The following is a 20,644-nucleotide window of genomic DNA, read 5'->3' as shown; positions in this document are numbered from 1 at the left end:
AGAGTTAATCAAGCAAAGTTCTTGGCGAAAGCGTCGATAGCTGCCTTGAGTTTGCCCTTGATTTCGTCGCTGATTGCCTTCTGATCGCGGATCGCATCCAGCACATCTTTGTGCTCGTTGCGCAGCGATGCCAGAAGACCGGCTTCAAATTTACCGACCTGATTAACAGCCAGCTTATCGAGGTAACCGTTAACACCGGCGAAGATCACAGCAACCTGCTCTTCGGTCTTCAGCGGCGAGAACTGTGGCTGCTTGAGCAGTTCAGTCAAACGTGCACCGCGGTTGAGTAGACGCTGGGTTGCAGCATCCAGATCGGAACCGAACTGCGCAAACGCAGCCATTTCACGATACTGAGCGAGCTCACCCTTAATCGAACCGGCAACCTGTTTCATCGCTTTAATCTGAGCGGCAGAACCAACGCGGGAAACCGACAGACCAACGTTAACAGCAGGACGAATACCCTGGTGGAAAAGGTTGGTTTCAAGGAAGATCTGACCGTCTGTAATCGAAATCACGTTGGTCGGAATAAACGCGGAAACGTCACCACCCTGAGTTTCAATAACCGGCAGAGCGGTCAAAGAACCTGCACCGAGTTCGTCATTCAGCTTAGCCGAACGCTCGAGAAGACGGGAGTGAAGATAGAATACGTCACCTGGGTACGCTTCACGGCCCGGAGGACGACGCAGCAGCAGGGACATCTGACGATAAGCAACAGCCTGCTTGGAAAGGTCATCATAACCGATCAGAGCGTGCTGGCCGTTATCGCGGAAATATTCACCGATTGCACAGCCTGTGAACGGAGCCAGATACTGCAGAGGAGCAGCATCGGAAGCGGTTGCAGCAATAACAACCGAATATTCCAGAGCGCCGCGCTCTTCGAGCACTTTAACGAACTGAGCAACAGTCGAACGCTTCTGACCGATAGCAACGTAAATGCAATACAGCTTATCTTTGTCAGGACCGTTATCGTGGATAGGCTTCTGGTTAAGGAAGGTATCGAGAATGATTGCGGTCTTACCTGTCTGACGGTCACCGATGACCAGCTCGCGCTGACCACGACCAACAGGGATAAGAGCATCAATGGATTTCAGACCTGTCGACATCGGTTCGTGAACCGATTTACGCGGAATGATACCAGGAGCTTTAACGTCTACACGGCGACGCTCTACACCAACGATCGGGCCTTTGCCGTCGATCGGGTTACCAAGAGCATCAACCACGCGGCCGAGCAGGCCAGGACCGACTGGAACGTCAACGATGGCGCCGGTCCGTTTAACGGTGTCGCCTTCTTTAATGTCACGGTCAGAACCGAAAATAACAACACCAACGTTGTCGCTTTCAAGGTTGAGCGCCATACCGCGGATGCCACCCGGAAATTCGACCATTTCACCGGCCTGAACATTGTCCAGACCGTATACACGGGCGATACCGTCACCAACGGAAAGAACCTGACCAACTTCGGAGACTTCTGCCTCCTGGCCAAAATTCTTGATTTGCTCTTTCAGAATTGCGGAAATTTCCGCAGCGCGGATGTCCATCAGCCGACCTCTTTCAGTGCAAGCTTAAGAGAAGAAAGTTTAGTGCGAAGGGAAGTGTCAATCTGACGCGATCCCAGCTTCACAATGAGACCGCCAAGAATCGACGGATCGACAGTGACATTGATTGTCACGTCCTTGCCGGCCACACTCTTCAGCGTCGCCTTCAATTCAGTTTGCTGCGCCTGCGTCAGCTCACGCACGGAAGTTACATCAGCTGCAACTTCACCGCGGCTTTCAGCGGCGATCAGATAAAATGCTTTGATCATACCTGGCAGTACGAACAGCCGGCGGTTACCGGCTACAACGCGCAGAAAATTGCCGACCAGACCGGAAATACCGGCTTTGTCAGCCACTGCGGAAATTGCCTGGAGCTGATCTTCAGTGGAGAAGACCGGGCTATTGATCAGGCGGCGAAGATCTTCGCTCTCATTGATCATAGCCTCAATACGGCCAAGATCTTTCTCCACCTGAGCAACGGATTTAGCCTCAAGCGCCAGATCAAACAGAGATCCAGCATAGCGCTGAGCAACACCGGAAATGAGCGAAGACGATCCTGTCACGAAACCCAACTCTCTTGGTTGAAACCCTGTTTTGACCGCACAGTTTATCCGTGCAAAAAACAGCGATTTTATTGATGTTTTTCAATACCCCCCGATGAAGTGCCGATTTGCACCGCCATCTGTGCCCTGCGGACGGCCCGCCTGACTGCATTGAAATTCGAAAGCCGTCTAGCATAGACAATCAGGACTCGCAACACGCGAATCCCGCCGTTTCATGCGCTTTACAGTGCTATTTTGATGCTTCTCACGGAGAAAGTGCGACAAAGCTGACGGGAACGTCAACCTGACAAAAATAAGAATATGTAAAAATATCAAGTTATAACAATATGTTAGATTAAATAATCCGGCAATATTCTTGTCATGAAGGTGCCGGATGACGCAAACAGGCATTTCGCTAACCATTTGCCGAATTCCGGCAAAATTATGCTCATAACTCAGATTTTTATCGAAGAAGATAATTCAGTCACAACTGATTCCCACAGACTGTCAGGGAGCATAAATATTACAGCGCCCGCTGACAGATTCTGCGAAATCCTGACCGGCAACAAAAGTCAGGCGACAAAACCAAACGCAAAAAGCAGCGGACCCGCAGCCAGCATCAACTCAATCAGGGCTGCAATCCAGTTATAAAAACTGTTGGTTTTATCCGACATCATCGAAATCAAACGGCCGAAAAGCACAAAGCCCCAGACACAGCCCAGCGCCATCCACAAAAACGGCTGCGCAAACAGCAGGCATGCAACACCAAGCCCGATATAGGGACCAGCCATTGTTGCCCGCACAGATGACAAGGCATGCGGGCGAAGATCAGGCGCACTCAGACGCAGGATTTTCAGCGAAATCCCCGGTGCAAACATCAGCAAAAGCCCGAAAAGCAAGGTAATAACAGCCACAGACCATGCCAGCCATTCGCCCTGACTTGTAGGTAGATAAAATGCCACGCTGCACCTCTTTAAATTGCGGATATGCGTTTTTGAATATCATCAGACATAACACATTGAATGAGCTATATTCCTGAGTTGCAACCATGAAAAGCAAAATTATCTGCGACAACACGCACCGGAGCCGCTTACAACAACAGAACCATTCCTTTAGCCAATCATAAAACTGCGATTACAGAAAGCTTTGCGGGTCGATATCAACCTGAACACGTAAGGAGCCGCGTGCTTTAGGCGCAGCCTGCAGCAAAGCCCGCAGATAGGACTGGATATCCGAACGCTTTGAGCCCTGCACTAGCAAGCGGAAACGATGTCTGCCGCGAATCACCGCCAATGGCGCTTCCGCGGGCCCAAGCACTTCAATATCACCGTCTCTCGGCGCTGCACGCCGCAATGCACGTGCATGGCTCTCTGCCTCTGCCCTGCTGTCGGCTGAGATAATCAGCGCTGCCAGTCGTCCGAATGGCGGCAGCATTCCGCGCTGGCGCTCGTCAATTTCACGCTCATAGAAAGCCTGCGCATCACCGGCGATAATGGCTTTCAGTACCGGATGATCCGGCTGATAGGTCTGAATCAAACCGACACTTTTACGCCCCGTGCGTCCTGCGCGGCCTGTCACCTGATTGAGCAGCTGGAATGTGCGCTCAGCGGCACGCGGATCACCATTGGCAAGGCCGAGATCAGCATCAATCACCCCGACAAGCGTAATCAGCGGGAAGTTATGCCCTTTGGCGACCAGCTGCGTACCAATCACAATATCGGCCTCCCCTTTGGCAATCGCCTCCATCTCCATGCGCAAGCGCGTCACGCCACCAGCCATATCAGACGACAGGACGATAATACGTGCATCCGGAAAAGTTGCCGCTGCTTCTTCCGCAATACGCTCTACGCCCGGCCCGCAAGCCACCAGATGATCCAGTGCGCCACAGGACGGGCAGGCATCCGGACTTTTCTCGTGATAACCGCATTGATGGCACATCAACTGGCCACGGAAACGGTGCTCAACCAGCCAGCTTGAACAGTCCGGACATTGAAAACGATGCCCGCAGACACGGCACAAAGTTAGTGGCGCATAGCCACGACGGTTGAGAAACAGCAAAGCCTGTTCTTTACGTTGCAAAACCTGCCCGACGGCCTCTGTTAAAGCAGGCGACAAAAACCGCCCTGCCACAGGCGGCGAACGGCGCATATCAAGGGGCTTCAAATCCGGCAAAGCTGCATCGGCATAACGCCCCTGCAACGGCACATAGCGGTAACGCCCCTGATTAGCATTGACCAGACTCTCAATGGACGGCGTGGCAGATGCCAAAATAACCGCAAATTTGCCGATAGAGCCGCGCACCACTGCCATATCACGCGCATTATAAAAGACGCGGTCTTCCTGCTTATAGGCAGGGTCATGCTCTTCATCGACAATGATCAGCCCCGGATTGGCAAAGGGCAAAAACAATGCGGAGCGTGCACCCGCAACAACCTTGACTGTGCCTTCTGCAATCTGTCGCCAGACACGCTCTCTTTGGCGTGGTGCCAGATCGGAATGCCACTCCGCCGGACGTGTACCAAAGCGGCTTTCAAAACGATCGAGAAATTGTTGGGTCAGCGCAATTTCCGGCAGCAGGATCAAAACCTGTTTGCCCAGCTCAACCGCACGCGCCACCGCTTCAAAATAGACTTCTGTCTTACCGGAGCCGGTTACACCATGCAGCAGCGAGACCGAATAGGCATCTTCTTCTACCGCCTCGACCAGACATTGTGCTGCGGCCTGCTGATCTTCAGACAGATCCGCCTGCCCGTAAAACGGATCAGGTTCACCGACCACCGGCGGCGGCGGGATCATCACCTCTTCGAACAGTCCCTGCGCTTTAAGCCCTTCAACCACACTGCCGGAAACCCCTGCCGCATGGGCAAGGCCGGACTTGGTCCAACTCAGACCATTATTGGCAACCTCCAGCACTTTCTCACGCGCGGCAGTCAGTCGTTCGACCTTGCCGCCGATATAGCGCAAGCCCGGAATAAAAGGCTCGGGATCAAAAGCAGCTGGTGCACGCAACACCATGCGCGCCACCATACCCGGAGGCGACAGCGTATAATCAGCCGTCCAGCGGATAAAGCGCAGCATATCGCGGCTTATAAGCGGGCAGTCAAACACATGCAGGATAGATTTCAGCTTTTTAGGATCAACCTGATCGCTGGCATCGTCGGTGACAATACCGGCAACCTCACGCGGCCCCAGTGGCACGCGCACAATTGAACCAGCCTGAACGTCCATATCATCAGGAACCAGATAGCTGTAGGGACGCTCCGCTGGCATCGGTACGAGAACCGGAACAACACGGCGCGTCTTTATCTCTGTTTTCCCGTTCAAAAGAGTATCCTGATCATTTCCGGTATTTGAGGAGCAGGCGCACTTAAGCGCAAACGGCCTGCGAATTCAATTATTGCTGTGCACATGCTTATTTATCAAAGACAGTTCCGATTTATAGAAATATACGGTAAACAGACCTATCTTTGTCGGGTATAATCCCGTCTGTACAGCAAACCCATTACGGAGGATAAGCTGAAATGAAATTCTTTGTGGATACCGCCGATGTTAAAGACATCCGTGAACTCAATGATCTGGGACTGGTTGACGGCGTTACCACCAATCCATCGTTGATCCTGAAGTCCGGTGGCAACATTCTTGAAGTGACGAAAGAAATTTGCTCGATCGTCAAAGGTCCTGTTTCTGCAGAAGTTACAGCAACTGACTATGCCGGCATGATGAAAGAAGCAGCTGTTCTGGCGAAAATCGCCGACAATATCTGCATCAAGCTGCCACTGACACTGGATGGTCTGAAAGCCTGTAAAGCACTGACTTCCGATGGCCATGAGACCAATGTGACCCTGTGCTTCTCCGCCAATCAGGCACTGCTGGCTGCAAAAGCCGGTGCAACTTATGTATCACCATTCATCGGCCGTCTCGATGATATCGGCCTGAACGGTATGGATCTGATTGGTGAAATCCGCACCATTTTCGATAACTTCGCGTTTGAAACCCAGATTCTGGCTGCTTCGGTACGTACTGTTAATCACGTTAAAGAAGCTGCACTGATCGGCGCTGACGTTATCACTGCACCACCAGCCACGCTGAAAGCTCTCGTCAAGCATCCGCTGACAGACAAGGGTCTTGAAGCATTTCTGGCAGACTGGGCAAAAACCGGTCAGTCGATTGCTTAATCAGGCAGTCATCGCATAAATAAAAAAGCCCGCTTTTCAGCGGGCTTTTTAATATTCAAAACAATGTCGCAATGTCTTAGAGCGGTTCCGGTTTTCATTGGATCGTGAAGCCGCTCTAATTCTTTGTTTTTACGCATTATCCCACGTAAAACCGCTTCGCACTTTTGCTGGAAATGCTTTAAAAAGCGGATGATCGTGACGAAAATGGTGATTTTCGAGAAACGGAGCGGAGCGTACTTATAGTACGTGAGCACCGGAGCGCAGAAAATTGCCATTTGCAGGCCGATCAGGCGTTTTTTATGGAAGTTTCTGCATATCCTGAGCTAGCGAAAGTACCAGATACTGCGCCAACTCTTCCGCCGCACGCTGCTGAGCATCGCGATGGGCACGCAGGTTTGCAAATTCCTGACGCGGACGGTCATAGGATGCACTAACCTGACGACGACCTGTTGCCACGACCTTACCATCGCGGTCACGCAGAGCGTAATTCGAGATCATGCGAACCGTACCGGCAGAGGCACGACCTTCCGTCTTATCACCGACATCCACCTCAACAGCAGATTCTGTCGATGTGGAGAAACCAAGCGCCAGATGATACATCGGCTGTGACGGCTCCCCTGCTCCGCCCGACAGGCCGAAGATCAGGCGATTACGCACCGCCTGAGCAGGAATGGAATCCACGTCATCCACTTTAACGGAAGCCAGTTTGGTCTTGACGCTCGAAGGCACACCGCCAACGCTGGTGCTGCCACCTGACGAATAAAGCGGCTGTACTGTACAGCCAGCCACAAAGGCTGACAGGACGAGTCCTGTCAGTATTGCCAGCCGCTTTTTGCGGATCGGAGATTTGTCTTTAATTGAGCGATCAGACAACGACATTCACAATCCTCTGCGGTACAACAACGAGCTTTTTCGGTGCATTACCGTTCAATGCAGCCTGCACAAAGTCAAGTGCCAAAACTGCCGTCTGCACTGTTGCCTGATCTGCATCACGCGCAATTGTAATGTCACCGCGCTTTTTACCATTGATCTGCACCGGCAAGGTAATGTCATTTTCAACCAGCAAGGCTTCATCGACAACAGGCCAGCTGCGTGTGGAAACCAGTCCCTCACCGCCAATTGCAGCATTACACTGTTCAGCCAGATGCGGCATCATCGGTGCAATCATTGCAATGAACATATCTGTTGCTTCACGGGTTGCAGCTTTGGTCACATCATCGGCTGTACCGGCAGCAATTGCCTGCAAAGGTGCGCCCAGCACATTGAGCAGCTCATAAAGACGGGCAATCGCACGGTTGAAGACGATTTTCTCGATATCATCACCAACAGCTTTTACTGTCTTATGGGCAGCTTTGGAAATCTGTGCGGCATCACCTTCATGAGCCGCTTTAGGGGCAACACCCTTCAGATTTTCACCGGCTTCAGAGATCAAACGCCAGACGCGCTGCACAAAGCGATGCGCACCTTCGGCACCGGCTTCTGTCCAGACAATATCACGCTCCGGCGGGCTGTCCGACAAAGTGAACCAGCGCGCAGTATCTGCACCGTAAGACGCAATAATATCATCCGGATCGACAACATTTTTCTTAGACTTCGACATTTTTTCAATCGAGCCAATTTCTACCGTTTCACCGGAATCCAGCATGGTTGCCGAACGCACACCGTTCTTGTCTTCAATACGGATTTCCAGCGGCGATACCCACTGACCATTATGTTTATAGGTCTCGTGTACCACCATGCCCTGTGTGAACAGCCCCTTAAACGGCTCTTCCACCTTCAGGTGACCGGCAACCTTCATCGCGCGGGTAAAGAAGCGCGAATAAAGCAGATGCAGGATCGCATGTTCCACACCACCGATATACTGATCAACCGGCAGCCATTCATCAACGGCTTTAATATCTGTCGGTTCATTTTCCCATGGTGCAGTAAAGCGTGCGAAATACCATGATGAATCCACGAATGTATCCATCGTATCGGTTTCGCGGCGGGCTTTGCCACCGCATTTCGGGCAGTTAACATGGCGCCAGCCGTCATGACGGTCGAGCGGATTGCCCGGACGGTCAAACTCCACATCATCCGGCAGCTGAACCGGCAAATCATTGCGCGGCACAGGAACAGTTCCGCAAGATTCGCAATGAATCATCGGAATCGGGCAGCCCCAGTAACGCTGACGGGAAATGCCCCAGTCGCGCAGACGATATTGTGTCTTACGGAATGCCTGCGGCTTACCATAGAGATCGGTCTTTTCCAGACGATCTGCCACTTCATTAAAAGCAGCTTCCGGTGTCATACCATCGAGGAAACGCGAATTAAACAGCGTGCCTTCGTCGCTATAGGCCGTATCAGTAATTGCAAAGCTAGCTGCATCCGCACCGTTTGGCAGCACCACCGGTGTAACTGTCAGCTTGTATTTATTCGCGAAATCCAGATCGCGCTGATCATGCGCAGGACAACCGAATACCGCGCCTGTACCATATTCCATCAGAACGAAATTGGCGACATAGACCGGCAATGTCCAGGACGGATCAAACGGATGCTGTACGCGTAAGCCCGTATCGAAACCTTTTTTCTCAATGGTTTCGAGTGTTGCGACGGATGTACCATGCTGACGGCACTCAGCAGCAAAAGCCGCCAGACCTTCATTGCTCTCAGCCAGCTGTCTTGCCAGCGGATGATCGGCAGCAATCGCCACAAAAGATGCGCCAAACAGCGTATCCGGACGGGTGGTATAAACTTCGATCTCGCCTTCCCGTTCAGCCAGTGCAAAACGCAGCTGCAAACCTTCCGATTTACCGATCCAGTTTTTCTGCATCAGACGCACTTTGTCCGGCCACTGGTCAAGCGTATCCAGACCGGCCAGCAGATCATCGCTGAAATCGGTAATCTTAAAGAACCACTGGGTCAGTTCACGCTGTTCAACCAGCGCACCGGAGCGCCAGCCGCGACCGTCCACAACCTGCTCATTGGCCAGAACAGTATTATCGACCGGATCCCAGTTGACCTTGGATGTCTTACGGGTCACCAGACCTTTTTCAAACATATCAAGGAACAGCATCTGCTGACGGTGGTAATAATCCACGTCACAGGTCGCAAATTCACGTGACCAGTCCAGTGACAGCCCCATAGTTTTGAGCTGACCTTTCATGGTTGCGATATTCTGATAGGTCCATTCTTTCGGGTGAACCTTATTCTGCATCGCCGCATTTTCTGCAGGCATACCGAAAGCATCCCAGCCCATCGGATGCAGAACGTTAAAACCGCGTGCGCGCTTGTAACGGGCAATCACGTCACCCATTGCATAGTTACGCACATGACCGATGTGAATGCGGCCAGATGGATAAGGAAACATTTCCAGCACGTAATATTTTTCGCGTGGATCATCATTGGACGTTTCGAAGATCTTGTTTTCGTCCCAGATCTTCTGCCAATGGGCTTCGCTTACGCGCGGATTATATCGTTCAGATGCCATGGCTGTATTTACTCATGCAAAGAGAATGGAATATGGTGTGAGACCTTCATCATGGATTGGGCAAAGCGTCAACCTTATCCCATAGTGAAGCGGCAGAAAAAGGAGTTTTATACCATGAATGTACCCGTCAGCAGCCCCGCCAGCACCATTGAGGACAACCTCAAAACCGTTCGCAATGCCATTGCGCAAAGTGAACAGGAAGCGCAACGGGCAACAGACTCGGTACAGCTGGTAGCTGTTTCCAAAACCTTTAATGCTGATGAAATTACACCGGCACTGGAAGCCGGTCAGCGGATTTTCGGTGAAAACCGTGTGCAGGAAGCAGAAGGCAAATGGCCTGAATTGCGTGAGAAATTCTCCGGCATTGAGCTGCATCTGATCGGCCCGCTGCAATCCAACAAGACAGCGGAAGCCGTGGCTTTGTTCGATGTGATCCAGACCGTTGACCGCGAGAAAATCGCTGCCACGATTGCTGCCGAGACAAAAAAACAAAACCGCAAGCTGAAACTCTTTGTGCAGGTTAATACCGGCAGTGAAGAGCAAAAGGCCGGTATTGATCCGCTGGACGCCGTTGCCTTTGTTGCCCGCTGCCGTGATGTTCATGATCTCGAGATTGCCGGCCTGATGTGCATTCCGCCGGTGGATGAAAATCCGGGACCACATTTTGCATTGCTACGCAAACTGGCGAATGAAGCCGGTGTAAAAGAACTCTCGATGGGCATGTCCGGCGATTTTGAAACTGCTATTTCTTTTGGCGCTACCCAAGTGCGTGTCGGCTCGGCAATTTTCGGCAGCCGCCCCCCATTAACACAAGCGCTGACACAGGCCTGACAAAACAGGTATATTATCCTACGGGGTTGTGCACTTTATTCTCGCGCAAAACCAACATGTCGCAAATATTTGTCTTGCGTCACTGCATAACAATTATAAACTCCGGCGTAATCTCAGACATTTATGCCGGAGATAATCTGCCGTATGTCAATACGGGAGACGGGTCAGCTTATTTCTGAATTGCAGCCACGAGCGGCATCAGACTTTTGCCTGATTTACATGTGAACCGCAGCCATTAACAATGATGCGGCTTTTGATACGAGGTACCGGCAAGGAGGGCCGTCGGTGCGAGGAGGAACTATGTCCGACAAGAATTATCCGGTTTTACCGGAGGCGAAGGCGCGCGCGCTGATCGACAATGAAACCTATCTTTCATGGTATAATGAAAGTATCAGCGACCCTGAAGCCTTCTGGGGCAAGCACGGTAAACGCATTGACTGGTTTACCCCTTACACCAAGGTAAAAGACACCTCTTTTGAGGATAATGTCTCCATCCGCTGGTATGAAGACGGTGTTACCAACGTCTCTTACAACTGTATTGACCGTCACCTTGAAAAGCGCGGCGATCAGACCGCGATTATCTGGGAAGGTGACAACCCTTATATCGACAAGAAAATCTCCTATCGCGAGCTGCATGAAAATGTCTGCCGTCTCGCCAATGTGATGAAAAAACACGGCGTCCGCAAAGGTGACCGCGTTACCATTTATCTGCCGATGATTCCGGAAGCCGCCTATGCCATGCTGGCTTGTGCGCGCATCGGCGCCGTCCATTCGATCGTCTTTGCAGGCTTCTCGCCGGAAGCACTGGCTGGCCGTATCGTTGACTGTGAATCCACATTCGTCATCACTTCGGATGAAGGTATCCGCGGCGGCAAACCAATTCCGCTGAAAGAGAATACCGATACCGCGATTGATATTGCCGCCAAGCAATATGTATTCGTCAACAAAGTGCTGGTTGTGCGCCGTACCGGCGGTAAAATCCATTGGGGCCGCGGTCGCGATCTTTGGTACCATCAGGAAGTTGCAAGCGTCGATGCAGTCTGCGAACCGGAGCCAATGAAGGCTGAAGACCCGCTCTTCATTCTTTATACGTCCGGCTCCACCGGCAAGCCGAAAGGCGTGCTGCATACCACCGGCGGTTATCTTGTTTATGCCTCGATGACGCATCAATATGTCTTCGACTATCACGAAGGCGATATTTACTGGTGTACGGCGGATGTGGGCTGGGTCACCGGTCATTCCTATATCGTCTATGGCCCGCTCGCCAATGGTGCGACCACACTGATGTTTGAAGGTGTGCCGAACTTCCCTGATCAGGGACGTTTCTGGGAAGTGGTCGACAAGCATCAGGTCAATATTTTCTATACCGCGCCAACTGCGATCCGCGCACTGATGGGTGCCGGCGATGATTTCGTGACCCGCAACTCGCGCAAATCGCTGCGCCTGCTCGGTTCGGTCGGTGAGCCGATCAATCCGGAAGCGTGGGAATGGTATTATAATGTAGTCGGCGATCAGGCCTGCCCGATTGTTGATACATGGTGGCAGACTGAAACCGGTGGCATTCTTATTACACCACTGCCGGGTGCAACCGATCTGAAGCCGGGTTCGGCTACCCGTCCGTTCTTCGGTATCAAGCCACAGCTGGTTGATGCGGAAGGTGTCGTGCTTGATGGTGCCGCAGATGGTAATCTCTGCATCACCGACTCATGGCCGGGTCAGATGCGTACGCTCTATGGTGATCACCGCCGCTTTATCGAGGCTTATTTCACCACCTATAAGGGCAAATATTTCACCGGTGACGGCTGCCGCCGTGATGAAGACGGTTATTACTGGATTACCGGCCGCGTTGATGACGTGCTGAATATTTCCGGTCACCGCCTCGGTACTGCTGAAATTGAATCGGCTCTGGTTTCACACCACTCCGTGTCAGAAGCCGCTGTTGTTGGTTATCCGCACCCGATCAAAGGTCAGGGCATCTATTGCTATGTCACGCTGATGACCGGCGAGGAAGACCATGATGAAGATGCGCTGCGCAAAGAACTGACCAAACATGTGCGCACGGAGATCGGACCGATTGCAACACCGGATATGATCCAGTTTGCACCGGGTCTGCCAAAGACGCGTTCCGGCAAGATCATGCGCCGTATCTTGCGCAAGATTGCGGAAGATGATTTCGGCGCACTCGGCGATACATCAACACTGGCCGATCCGGCCGTGGTTGATGATCTGATCGAACATCGTCAAAATCGCAAGTAAGTATAGAAAAGGCCGGTATAACCGGCCTTTTTTTATATAGAACGATGAGCTCAGCCATCATTCATCTATCGGAACCGCACTATGCATTTTCATTTCAGCCAAGCACATCAAAGCGATTTTGACAGACTGTTTGCTTTACGGATTCTGACAATGCGCGAAAATCTGGAACGCATCGGTCGCTTTGATCCGCAACGAGCATTGGAGCGCATCCCGAAAAGTGTGAAGCGGTTTTCGGAACAAGATGCGCGTAAAAACAAAGAATTAGAGCGGTTTCAAAACAGTTTTCGCCCGCAACATACCCGTTTAATTACCGTGAAAGATCAGCTGGCCGGTTGCGTGGCGCTTGGCCCGCACGAGGATGACTGGCTTCTCGAGCATTTTTACATTGCACCACAATTTCAGGGGCATGGCTTAGGCAGTCTCGCTCTCTCAAGCCTGATGACACAGGCTGATCAGGCACAAAAGACCATCACACTCAGTGTTTTGCAGCAAAGCGATGCTGCCCGTTTCTATGAGAGGCACGGATTTCATAAAACCGGCGAGGATGAATGGGATATTTATTACGCCCGCATGCCCGTCATTTCACGTGAATCATAAAAAACTTATATGTACAGTCTCAGCAGCTTTTGCTCATCCGAATAGCTGTCCCGAATTCAACCGGCATATTCTCCAGTTCCGCAAATCCACAGCGCAGATAAAAACCGCGGCTTTCAGCAGAAGCAACAGCCTCAACAGATACAGCACCAGCTGTCGCCGCAATCTGCATCGCCTCGGTCACAAGAAAACGCCCGATACCGGCACCCATAAATTCCGGCTCAACAAACAGGTCTTCTATTTCATACAGGCCAGCACTTTTATCTAAAAGCACAATAAACCCAGCAATCTCCCTGCCCCGCATAGCCACCCATGCAGCCTGTGCAGTGATATAATCTTCTTTCAGATCAATCGCTTCCGGATGGGCAAGAAGAAATGCACGATGCGCTTCCTGCGTCAGCGAGGAACGGCGTTTCAAATCTTCCAATGTCTGTCGTTCAGAAGGAACAGCAAGACGAAACATCAAAGATTGCGTTGTTTCGGTCACCGCAAACACTCAAAAATCGATCGTGCGGCCTTTGATTTCCCAATCACCATAACGTGCCGGATCTTTGCCGCCGCGACCACCAATTTCTTTTGCAGTCTCTGCTTGCTGTTCAGCTTCACGGCGTGCTTCAGCTTCCAGCAAAGCGCGTTGGGCAGCAGGCGGCAGGTCTTCAAATTTTTTGCGCGGTGCAGGAGCATCAGATTTCTGATAATCTGCCAATGAAACCACATTACTATTCACTGATGCTGTTTCATTATTCATGGTTTTCATCCTGTCGATCTGCGGCATATATAAGAATGGGCTTGAGCATTTACACATTTAACGTCGTGATAATGCGACAAACTAAAGAAACTAGACTGCTATCATAGCCCTTGTCGTATTGAAGATATAGTGTGCCATCCCCATTTTATCATCACATGAAAATGACCTTATTTACCAACCGGAACGGAGATACTGAATGAACATGATGCGCACGTTCATGCTGATTGCCTTCATGACAGCCATGTTTATGAGTATCGGTTATCTGATTGGCGGCTCTGGCGGCATGATGATCGCTCTGGCCGTTGCGGTCGCCATGAACTTCTTCAGCTACTGGAATTCCGACAAGATGGTGCTGCGTATGTATAATGCGCAGGAAGCGGATGAAAATACTGCGCCGGAATATTACCGTATCGTACGCGAATTGTCAGACCGTGCCGGTCTGCCGCAGCCACGCATCTATATTATCCATGAAGACCAGCCCAATGCTTTTGCGACCGGCCGCAACCCTGAAAACGCTGCCGTTGCCGCCACAACCGGCCTGTTGCAACGCCTGAACAAACAGGAAGTTGCTGCCGTGATGGCACATGAACTGGCGCACGTACAAAACCGCGACACACTGACCATGACAATCACCGCAACCCTTGCCGGTGCGATTTCCATGCTCGGTAATTTTGCAATGTTCTTCGGCGGCAATCGTGAAAACAACAATTTGCTGAGCACAATCGGCACCATTGTCGCTATGCTGGTTGCCCCTTTTGCGGCCATGATTGTGCAAATGGCCGTTAGCCGTACCCGCGAATATGCTGCCGACCGGCGCGGCGCGGAAATCTGTGGCAACCCGCTATGGCTGGCCTCTGCCTTGAACAAGATTGCGCGCGGCGCCCATGAAACTGTGAATGAAGAAGCTGAGCACAATCCGGCAACTGCTCATATGTTTATTATCAACCCTTTAAGCGGTCGTGGTGCGGATAATCTGTTCTCGACCCATCCGGATACGGCAAACCGTATTGCTGCTCTGGAGGGTATTGCGCAGGAAATGGGCATTAATTCTGTCTATGATAATACAGATAATGGTTTTCAGAACCGTCAGTCTGGTGCATATAGCCCGACAACGAACCAATCACAGAGCCGCCCGCGCAGCACCCCGACACGGAATAATCCGTGGGGACAAGCCGCAGGCAGCGACTCTGCACCGGATGACGAGCCGGAAAAACCCTATAAAGGACCATGGTCTTGAGCGATAACAAACCTGCCGCTAAACGCACCGGCTTCCATCCGCATAAGAAGCCGTTTCAAAAGCAGGGCCAAGGTCAGACACCGGCTGCACCCAAAGCAGACCACACGCTGGGACTGTCTGAAACCGAGTATCGCGCGAAACTTGAAGCAGAGCATCCGGGACTGAATGTCCGCCAGTGCGCGGCCAAACTGCTCAATGCCGTGGTTGCTAAAAACACCTCGCTGGATGGTCTCACTGATGCCCATCACGGCCACCCGCAATATATGGAACTGGATGATCGCGACCGTTCACTGGTACGCGCCATTCTCGGCACAGCTTTGCGAAACCGTAACACCATTGAAACTGCATTGTGCAAGCTTCTTGATCGTCCGCTGCCTGCCAATGCGACTGCCTTGCAGCAATTGCTGCATGTCGGTGCGGCACAGATCCTCTATCTCGATGTACCGGATCATGCAGCGGTTGATCTGGCTGTGACCTCTGCCAATATCGACCCGCGCAACCGCAAATATGCCAGCCTTGTCAATGCCGTGCTGCGCCGCCTTACCCGTAATAAAGAGCGCGCTATCGAGTTGAAAATCTCCAACGGCCCTGACTGGTATATTGAAAGCCTGACCAAAACCTATGGCCAGAAACAGGCCGAAGCTATTCTGGCAATGCAGGCCTATGAACCTTCCATCGATCTGACGGTTAAAAGCAATCCGGCAGAATGGGCTGCAAAGCTCGGCGGTACATTATTGCCAAACGGCTCCGTGCGCCTCGGTTCTTTTGAAGGTGCCCTCACCGCACTGGAAGGTTTTGCAGAAGGTGAATGGTGGGTGCAGGATGCTGCTGCAAGCCTGCCCGCTACATTACTCGGCGATATTAAAGGCAAGCGCGTTGCCGATCTTTGCGCTGCCCCCGGCGGCAAGACCGCACAGCTGATTATGGCCGGTGCCAAAGTCACCGCATTTGATATTAATAAGAACCGCCTGAAGCGCCTGAAAAGCAATCTTGATCGTCTGCAACTGGACGCAGAACTGATTGCAACCAATATTCTTGACTATCAGACGGATGAGCTGTTTGACGCCATTCTGCTCGATGCGCCTTGCTCATCCACCGGCACAGTACGCCGCCACCCTGATGTGCTCTGGACAAAAACACCGGACGACATTGTCCGCTTGGCACAGGTACAGGCCAAACTGCTTCGTCATGCAATTTCTCTGGTGAAACCGGACGGCATTATCGTCTTCTCCAATTGCTCGCTCAATCGCGAAGAAGGCGAAGACATGGCACAGGCCATTCTGGCGGAAGGCGTGTTGAAAGCTGAACCATTCAAGCCCGAAGAGCTGAAGGGAATGGAACAGCTGATCACAGATCAGGGCTTCCTGCGTTCAACACCTGCTGATTTGCCTCATGATGAGCCAAAGATGGCCGGTCTTGATGGTTTCTTTGCTGCTCGCTTCCGTCGTCAGTCTTGAGAAACGCCTAAAAATCTATCTGTTTCGTAAAAAACGTGCTGATCCACATCATTCCGCAGCTCTTGGTTAACAAAGAGTTCACTATTGCCGTGGAATGATAGATCATAGCGCATTAATAAGCAGCATATCATCACCGGGCATTCTTCCGGCTTTGAGATGCTCCGGAGCCTGCCGCGTTTAATCATACCCGCTGTGTTCGCTCCGGATTTTTTTAATTGTCGCATGTTCGCGGTAGCTCAAATGAATTTATTTGAGTGCGACATGCTCTAAGGAGTACCCTGCCGTGAATGTCGCGTTGAGCGAAACCCCGCACCTGTGGACACTTGCTGTCGCCCAAAGCTGGCGGCGTTTCAGCAGACGTGTGCGCCGCGGCCCGATGTTTCGCTGGCGTTTTTCCGGCTTTACACCTGAGCGCGTGCTGATTGCACCGCCGGATTTGCGGGTTGCCGATCCTCAGCTGGCACAGGAATTTTATCACGGTCGCTATGCACTGGCCGGTCGTCTGGTCGAAACCGGCGGCATCTCCCCATTTGCCATTGAACCACCGACTGATGCATGGGAATCCGCACTGCATTCCTTCGGCTGGCTGCGCAATATGCGCGCCGCCGGAACAGAACTGGCAATGGTCAATGCCCGCGCTCTGGTCGAAGACTGGATCCGCATGCATGGCAAACGTATTGAGGGCATTGCCTGGTCGCCGGAAATTACCGCACAGCGCATTATCGCCTGGTTGCAGCATTCCAATATTATTCTGGCCACCTCTGATCTTGCCACCTATCGCAAATTCATGCGCTCGCTGGCAATGCAGGTGCGATACCTGCGCACGATGACCGGCGTGATGGATGATGGTGAAGATAAGTTACGTGCCCGTATTGCGCTGGCCTTTGCCAGCCTTGCTCTGCCCGTCTCTCAATCCATGGCGCGCTCTGCCCGTCGTCATCTCGAATATGAGCTGAACCGGCAGATACTGGCCGATGGCGGCCATATTTCGCGCAATCCCGTATCAGTTCTGGAACTGCTGGCCGATCTGCTGCCATTGCGCCAGACCTATAGCAATGGCAATGAAAATCCGCCGAGAGCGCTGATTGAAACCGTTGAGCGCATGCTGCCTGCTTTGCGCTTTTTCCGTCATCAGGACGGCAGTCTGGCTCTGTTCAACGGTGTCGGCCCGACCTTGCCGGAACGGCTGATTTCTGTGTTGCGTCATGACGAGACCGACGGCGCACCGCTGACCCATGCGCCGCATTCCGGCTATGAGCGCCTCTGCATGGGTTCCACCACTATTATTGCCGATACCGGCCTGCCGCCACCGGTGACCGCCTCGCGCGATGCCCATGCCGGTTGTCTGGCGTTTGAAATGTCCTCCGGCCGTCAGCGCTATATTGTCAATTCCGGTATCGATCGTTTCGGCCCGCCGGAATTTCGCCCGCTTGGCCGCACGACTGCGGCTCATTCAACGGCCACGATCAACGACACATCCTCGTGCCGTTTCAGCCTCAATTCCAGCATTTCCAGCGTTCTAGGTACACCGATTATCGCAGGCCCGACCAGCGTCCGGCGTGAACGGCTGGAGGGCATGGGTGAACAGGGCTTCGTCGCCAGCCATGACGGTTATGTCCGGCTGTTCGGCTATACCCATGAACGTCAGGTTGTGCTGTCGCATAATGGCAGCCTGATTGAAGGTGTTGACCGGTTTATCAAGTCGCATCTGAAAACCACGCGTAATGGTAAAAACAAACCGCATTCCGATCTGGTGACTGTACGTTTTCATATCCATCCGCAGGTTTATATCCGTATGGATGAAGACGGCGTGGTGCATCTGACTGCCGATCACGATGACAGTTGGGCATTTTCCTGTGCCGATGTCATGCCACAGCTCGAAGATTCCATTTTCTTCGCCGGTTTCCGTGGCCCCGTACGCTCACGCCAGATCGTGCTGACCTTCTCTGCGACAGAGAGTGATCACGTCAGCTGGCGCTTTACCCGCACCGGCCTTGGTCAATATGTGTGACAGATGTTCAAATCTGCTGATTTGGAATAGGATTCCGTCACCTGCTGTGGTAGGTGGCTCTGGTCCCACTTTAACCGGAATGCCTGCCGCTGGCCTGGATGCCAGCAGCGCTTCGCATTTTCCTGACATAAAGCACAAAGAGACCGTCATGGCTGTCAGCTCCAAACATATTCCCGCTCCTGATCTTTTCCCTGTGCGCCGCGCACTGCTTTCCGTATCGGATAAAACCGGTCTGGTAGACTTTGCCCGCGCATTGCACGCAAAGGGCGTTGAGCTTCTGTCCACCGGCGGCACCGCCAAATCCATCGCAGCAGCGGGTATTCCTGTGCGCGACGTCTCGGAAATCACCAATTTCCCTGAAATCATGGATGGCCGCGTCAAAACATTGCATCCGAGCGTTCACGGCGGTCTGCTCGCCGTGCGTAATGATCCGGAACATGTGGCGGCGATGGAAGCCCATAATATTACCGGCATTGATCTGGTTGTGATCAATCTCTATCCGTTTGAAGAAGTGCGCTATCAGGGCGGTGATTACGACACCACCGTTGAGAATATCGATATCGGCGGCCCTGCAATGATCCGCGCTTCGGCCAAAAACCATGCCTATGTGACCATCGTCACCGATCCTAACGATTATGACAGCGTTGTCGCTGAGCTGGAAGCCGGCAATGGTTCCCTGCCTTATGCCTTCCGTCAGCGCATGGCCGGTAAGGCTTTTGCCCGTACCGCTGCTTATGATGCTGCAATTTCGGGCTGGTTTGCTGAAACCACAAAAGAAGAAGCACCATTGCACCGCGCACTCGCCGGTAAACTGCATTCCGTGATGCGTTATGGTGAAAACCCGCACCAGCAGGCCGGTTTCTACCTGACCGGTGAAACCCGCGCCGGCGTGGCTACCGCCACCCAGCTTCAGGGTAAGCAGCTCTCCTATAACAATATCAATGACACCGATGCAGCTTATGAATTGGTGGCAGAATTTGATCCGGCGAAGGTCGCAGCCGTTGCGATTATCAAGCATGCCAATCCGTGCGGTGTGGCTGAAGGCACATCGCTGAAAGAGGCTTATCTCAAGGCCTATGCCTGCGATACAGTTTCAGCCTTCGGCGGCATTGTCGCTCTCAACCGTACACTGGATGCGGAAGCTGCTGAGGAAATCGTCAAGATTTTCACTGAAGTGATTATCGCACCGGATGCAACACCGGAAGCACAGGCCATTGTTGCTGCGAAGAAGAACCTGCGTCTGCTGGTAACCGGCGGTCTGCCGGATGTCCGCGCACCGGGCATTGCGGCTAAAACCGTTGCCGGTGGTCTGCTGATCCAGAACCGTGACAATGGCAATGTTGATGATCTCGACCTTAAAGTCGTGACCAAGCGTGCACCAACCGAACAGGAAATGATCGACCTGAAATTTGCTTTCCGTGTTGCCAAACACGTCAAGTCCAATGCGATTGTCTATGTTAAAGACGGCGCAACTGTTGGTGTCGGCGCAGGCCAGATGAGCCGCATCGACTCTTCCCGTATTGCAGCACGCAAGGCAGAAGATGCAGCAGCAGTAGCTGGCGGTGAACCACTGACCAAAGGCTCAGTTGTTGCCTCCGATGCATTCTTCCCGTTTGCTGACGGCCTGATCTCGGCTGTTGAAGCCGGTGCCACAGCGGTTATCCAGCCAGGCGGCTCAATGCGCGATGATGAAGTGATTAAAGCTGCTGATGAAGCCGGCATTGCTATGGTCTTTACCGGCATGCGCCACTTCCGCCACTAAGCTATATATCCGAACGAAAAAGGCGGC

At 52.4% G+C, this 20,644-nt stretch carries 16 protein-coding genes; 8 read left to right on the top strand and 8 right to left on the bottom strand.

Annotated features, from left to right (window positions below):
• Positions 1-8 precede the first annotated feature (8 nt).
• The 4 genes from atpA to DFR47_RS15190 form a co-directional block, all read right to left on the bottom strand.
• Positions 9-1,538, bottom strand: a complete 1,530-nt coding sequence (atpA, locus tag DFR47_RS15205) for a F0F1 ATP synthase subunit alpha (RefSeq protein ID WP_113945265.1) — start codon at positions 1,536-1,538, stop codon at positions 9-11.
• Entirely contained in the window at positions 1,538-2,098 is a 561-nt protein-coding gene (locus DFR47_RS15200; protein WP_113945413.1) for a F0F1 ATP synthase subunit delta, read from the bottom strand. Before DFR47_RS15200 ends, atpA begins: the two co-directional genes overlap by 1 nt.
• Before the next feature lie 551 nt (positions 2,099-2,649).
• Positions 2,650-3,039 carry an AGROH133_08824 family phage infection protein gene (locus DFR47_RS15195; protein ID WP_113945264.1) on the bottom strand — a complete coding sequence of 130 codons (390 nt, stop codon included), beginning with the start codon at positions 3,037-3,039 and terminating at the stop codon, positions 2,650-2,652.
• A 172-nt stretch (positions 3,040-3,211) separates the two neighbouring features.
• Positions 3,212-5,401, bottom strand: a complete 2,190-nt coding sequence (locus DFR47_RS15190; RefSeq protein WP_281011648.1) for a primosomal protein N' — start codon at positions 5,399-5,401, stop codon at positions 3,212-3,214.
• Between the two features lie 197 nt (positions 5,402-5,598).
• Here DFR47_RS15190 and fsa point away from each other — a divergent pair, with 197 nt between their 5' ends.
• Positions 5,599-6,252 carry a fructose-6-phosphate aldolase gene (gene fsa / locus DFR47_RS15185; RefSeq protein ID WP_113945263.1) on the top strand — a complete coding sequence of 218 codons (654 nt, stop codon included), beginning with the start codon at positions 5,599-5,601 and terminating at the stop codon, positions 6,250-6,252.
• A gap of 297 nt (positions 6,253-6,549) precedes the next feature.
• Here the strand turns inward: fsa and lptE are convergent, their stop codons facing one another.
• Together lptE and leuS are read right to left on the bottom strand one after the other, a co-directional pair.
• Positions 6,550-7,131: an LPS assembly lipoprotein LptE gene (lptE, locus tag DFR47_RS15180; RefSeq protein WP_113945262.1), complete on the bottom strand. Its 582-nt coding sequence runs from the start codon at positions 7,129-7,131 to the stop codon at positions 6,550-6,552.
• Entirely contained in the window at positions 7,118-9,721 is a 2,604-nt protein-coding gene (leuS, locus tag DFR47_RS15175) for a leucine--tRNA ligase (RefSeq protein WP_113945261.1), read from the bottom strand. The genes lptE and leuS overlap by 14 nt, the downstream gene beginning before the upstream one ends.
• 114 nt (positions 9,722-9,835) lie before the next feature.
• Between leuS and DFR47_RS15170 the strand changes: the two genes are divergently transcribed.
• The 3 genes from DFR47_RS15170 (at position 9,836) to DFR47_RS15160 (ending at position 13,405) form a co-directional block, all read left to right on the top strand.
• Positions 9,836-10,552: a YggS family pyridoxal phosphate-dependent enzyme gene (locus DFR47_RS15170; protein ID WP_113945260.1), complete on the top strand. Its 717-nt coding sequence runs from the start codon at positions 9,836-9,838 to the stop codon at positions 10,550-10,552.
• Between the two features lie 300 nt (positions 10,553-10,852).
• The gene (gene acs, locus DFR47_RS15165) at positions 10,853-12,808 is read left to right on the top strand and encodes an acetate--CoA ligase (protein WP_113945259.1); all 1,956 of its coding nucleotides are present in this window, start codon (positions 10,853-10,855) and stop codon (positions 12,806-12,808) included.
• 150 nt (positions 12,809-12,958) lie between these two features.
• On the top strand, positions 12,959-13,405 hold the full coding sequence (locus DFR47_RS15160) for a GNAT family N-acetyltransferase (RefSeq protein ID WP_245416585.1): 447 nt from the start codon (positions 12,959-12,961) through the stop codon (positions 13,403-13,405).
• Positions 13,406-13,424: 19 nt separating this feature from the next.
• Here the strand turns inward: DFR47_RS15160 and DFR47_RS15155 are convergent, their stop codons facing one another.
• Both DFR47_RS15155 and DFR47_RS15150 read right to left on the bottom strand, forming a co-directional pair.
• The gene (locus tag DFR47_RS15155) at positions 13,425-13,865 is read right to left on the bottom strand and encodes a GNAT family N-acetyltransferase (RefSeq protein ID WP_147245580.1); all 441 of its coding nucleotides are present in this window, start codon (positions 13,863-13,865) and stop codon (positions 13,425-13,427) included.
• Between the two features lie 33 nt (positions 13,866-13,898).
• Positions 13,899-14,150, bottom strand: a complete 252-nt coding sequence (locus DFR47_RS15150; protein WP_374788403.1) for a DUF1674 domain-containing protein — start codon at positions 14,148-14,150, stop codon at positions 13,899-13,901.
• A gap of 196 nt (positions 14,151-14,346) precedes the next feature.
• Here DFR47_RS15150 and htpX point away from each other — a divergent pair, with 196 nt between their 5' ends.
• The 4 genes from htpX (at position 14,347) to purH (ending at position 20,617) form a co-directional block, all read left to right on the top strand.
• On the top strand, positions 14,347-15,387 hold the full coding sequence (htpX, locus tag DFR47_RS15145) for a zinc metalloprotease HtpX (protein ID WP_113945255.1): 1,041 nt from the start codon (positions 14,347-14,349) through the stop codon (positions 15,385-15,387).
• Positions 15,384-16,844 carry an RsmB/NOP family class I SAM-dependent RNA methyltransferase gene (locus tag DFR47_RS15140; protein WP_374788404.1) on the top strand — a complete coding sequence of 487 codons (1,461 nt, stop codon included), beginning with the start codon at positions 15,384-15,386 and terminating at the stop codon, positions 16,842-16,844. Before htpX ends, DFR47_RS15140 begins: the two co-directional genes overlap by 4 nt.
• A gap of 283 nt (positions 16,845-17,127) precedes the next feature.
• Positions 17,128-18,855 (top strand): heparinase II/III family protein, encoded by a 1,728-nt coding sequence (locus DFR47_RS15130; RefSeq protein ID WP_113945252.1) that lies wholly within the window; start codon positions 17,128-17,130, stop codon positions 18,853-18,855.
• 148 nt (positions 18,856-19,003) lie between these two features.
• Positions 19,004-20,617, top strand: coding sequence for a bifunctional phosphoribosylaminoimidazolecarboxamide formyltransferase/IMP cyclohydrolase (gene purH, locus DFR47_RS15125; RefSeq protein ID WP_113945411.1), 1,614 nt, complete (start codon positions 19,004-19,006; stop codon positions 20,615-20,617).
• Positions 20,618-20,644 lie beyond the last annotated feature (27 nt).

Origin of the sequence: Pseudochrobactrum asaccharolyticum (genome assembly GCF_003314995.1) — a bacterium.
GTDB lineage: Bacteria > Pseudomonadota > Alphaproteobacteria > Rhizobiales > Rhizobiaceae > Pseudochrobactrum > Pseudochrobactrum asaccharolyticum.
This window is presented reverse-complemented; position numbering and strand designations above follow the sequence as displayed.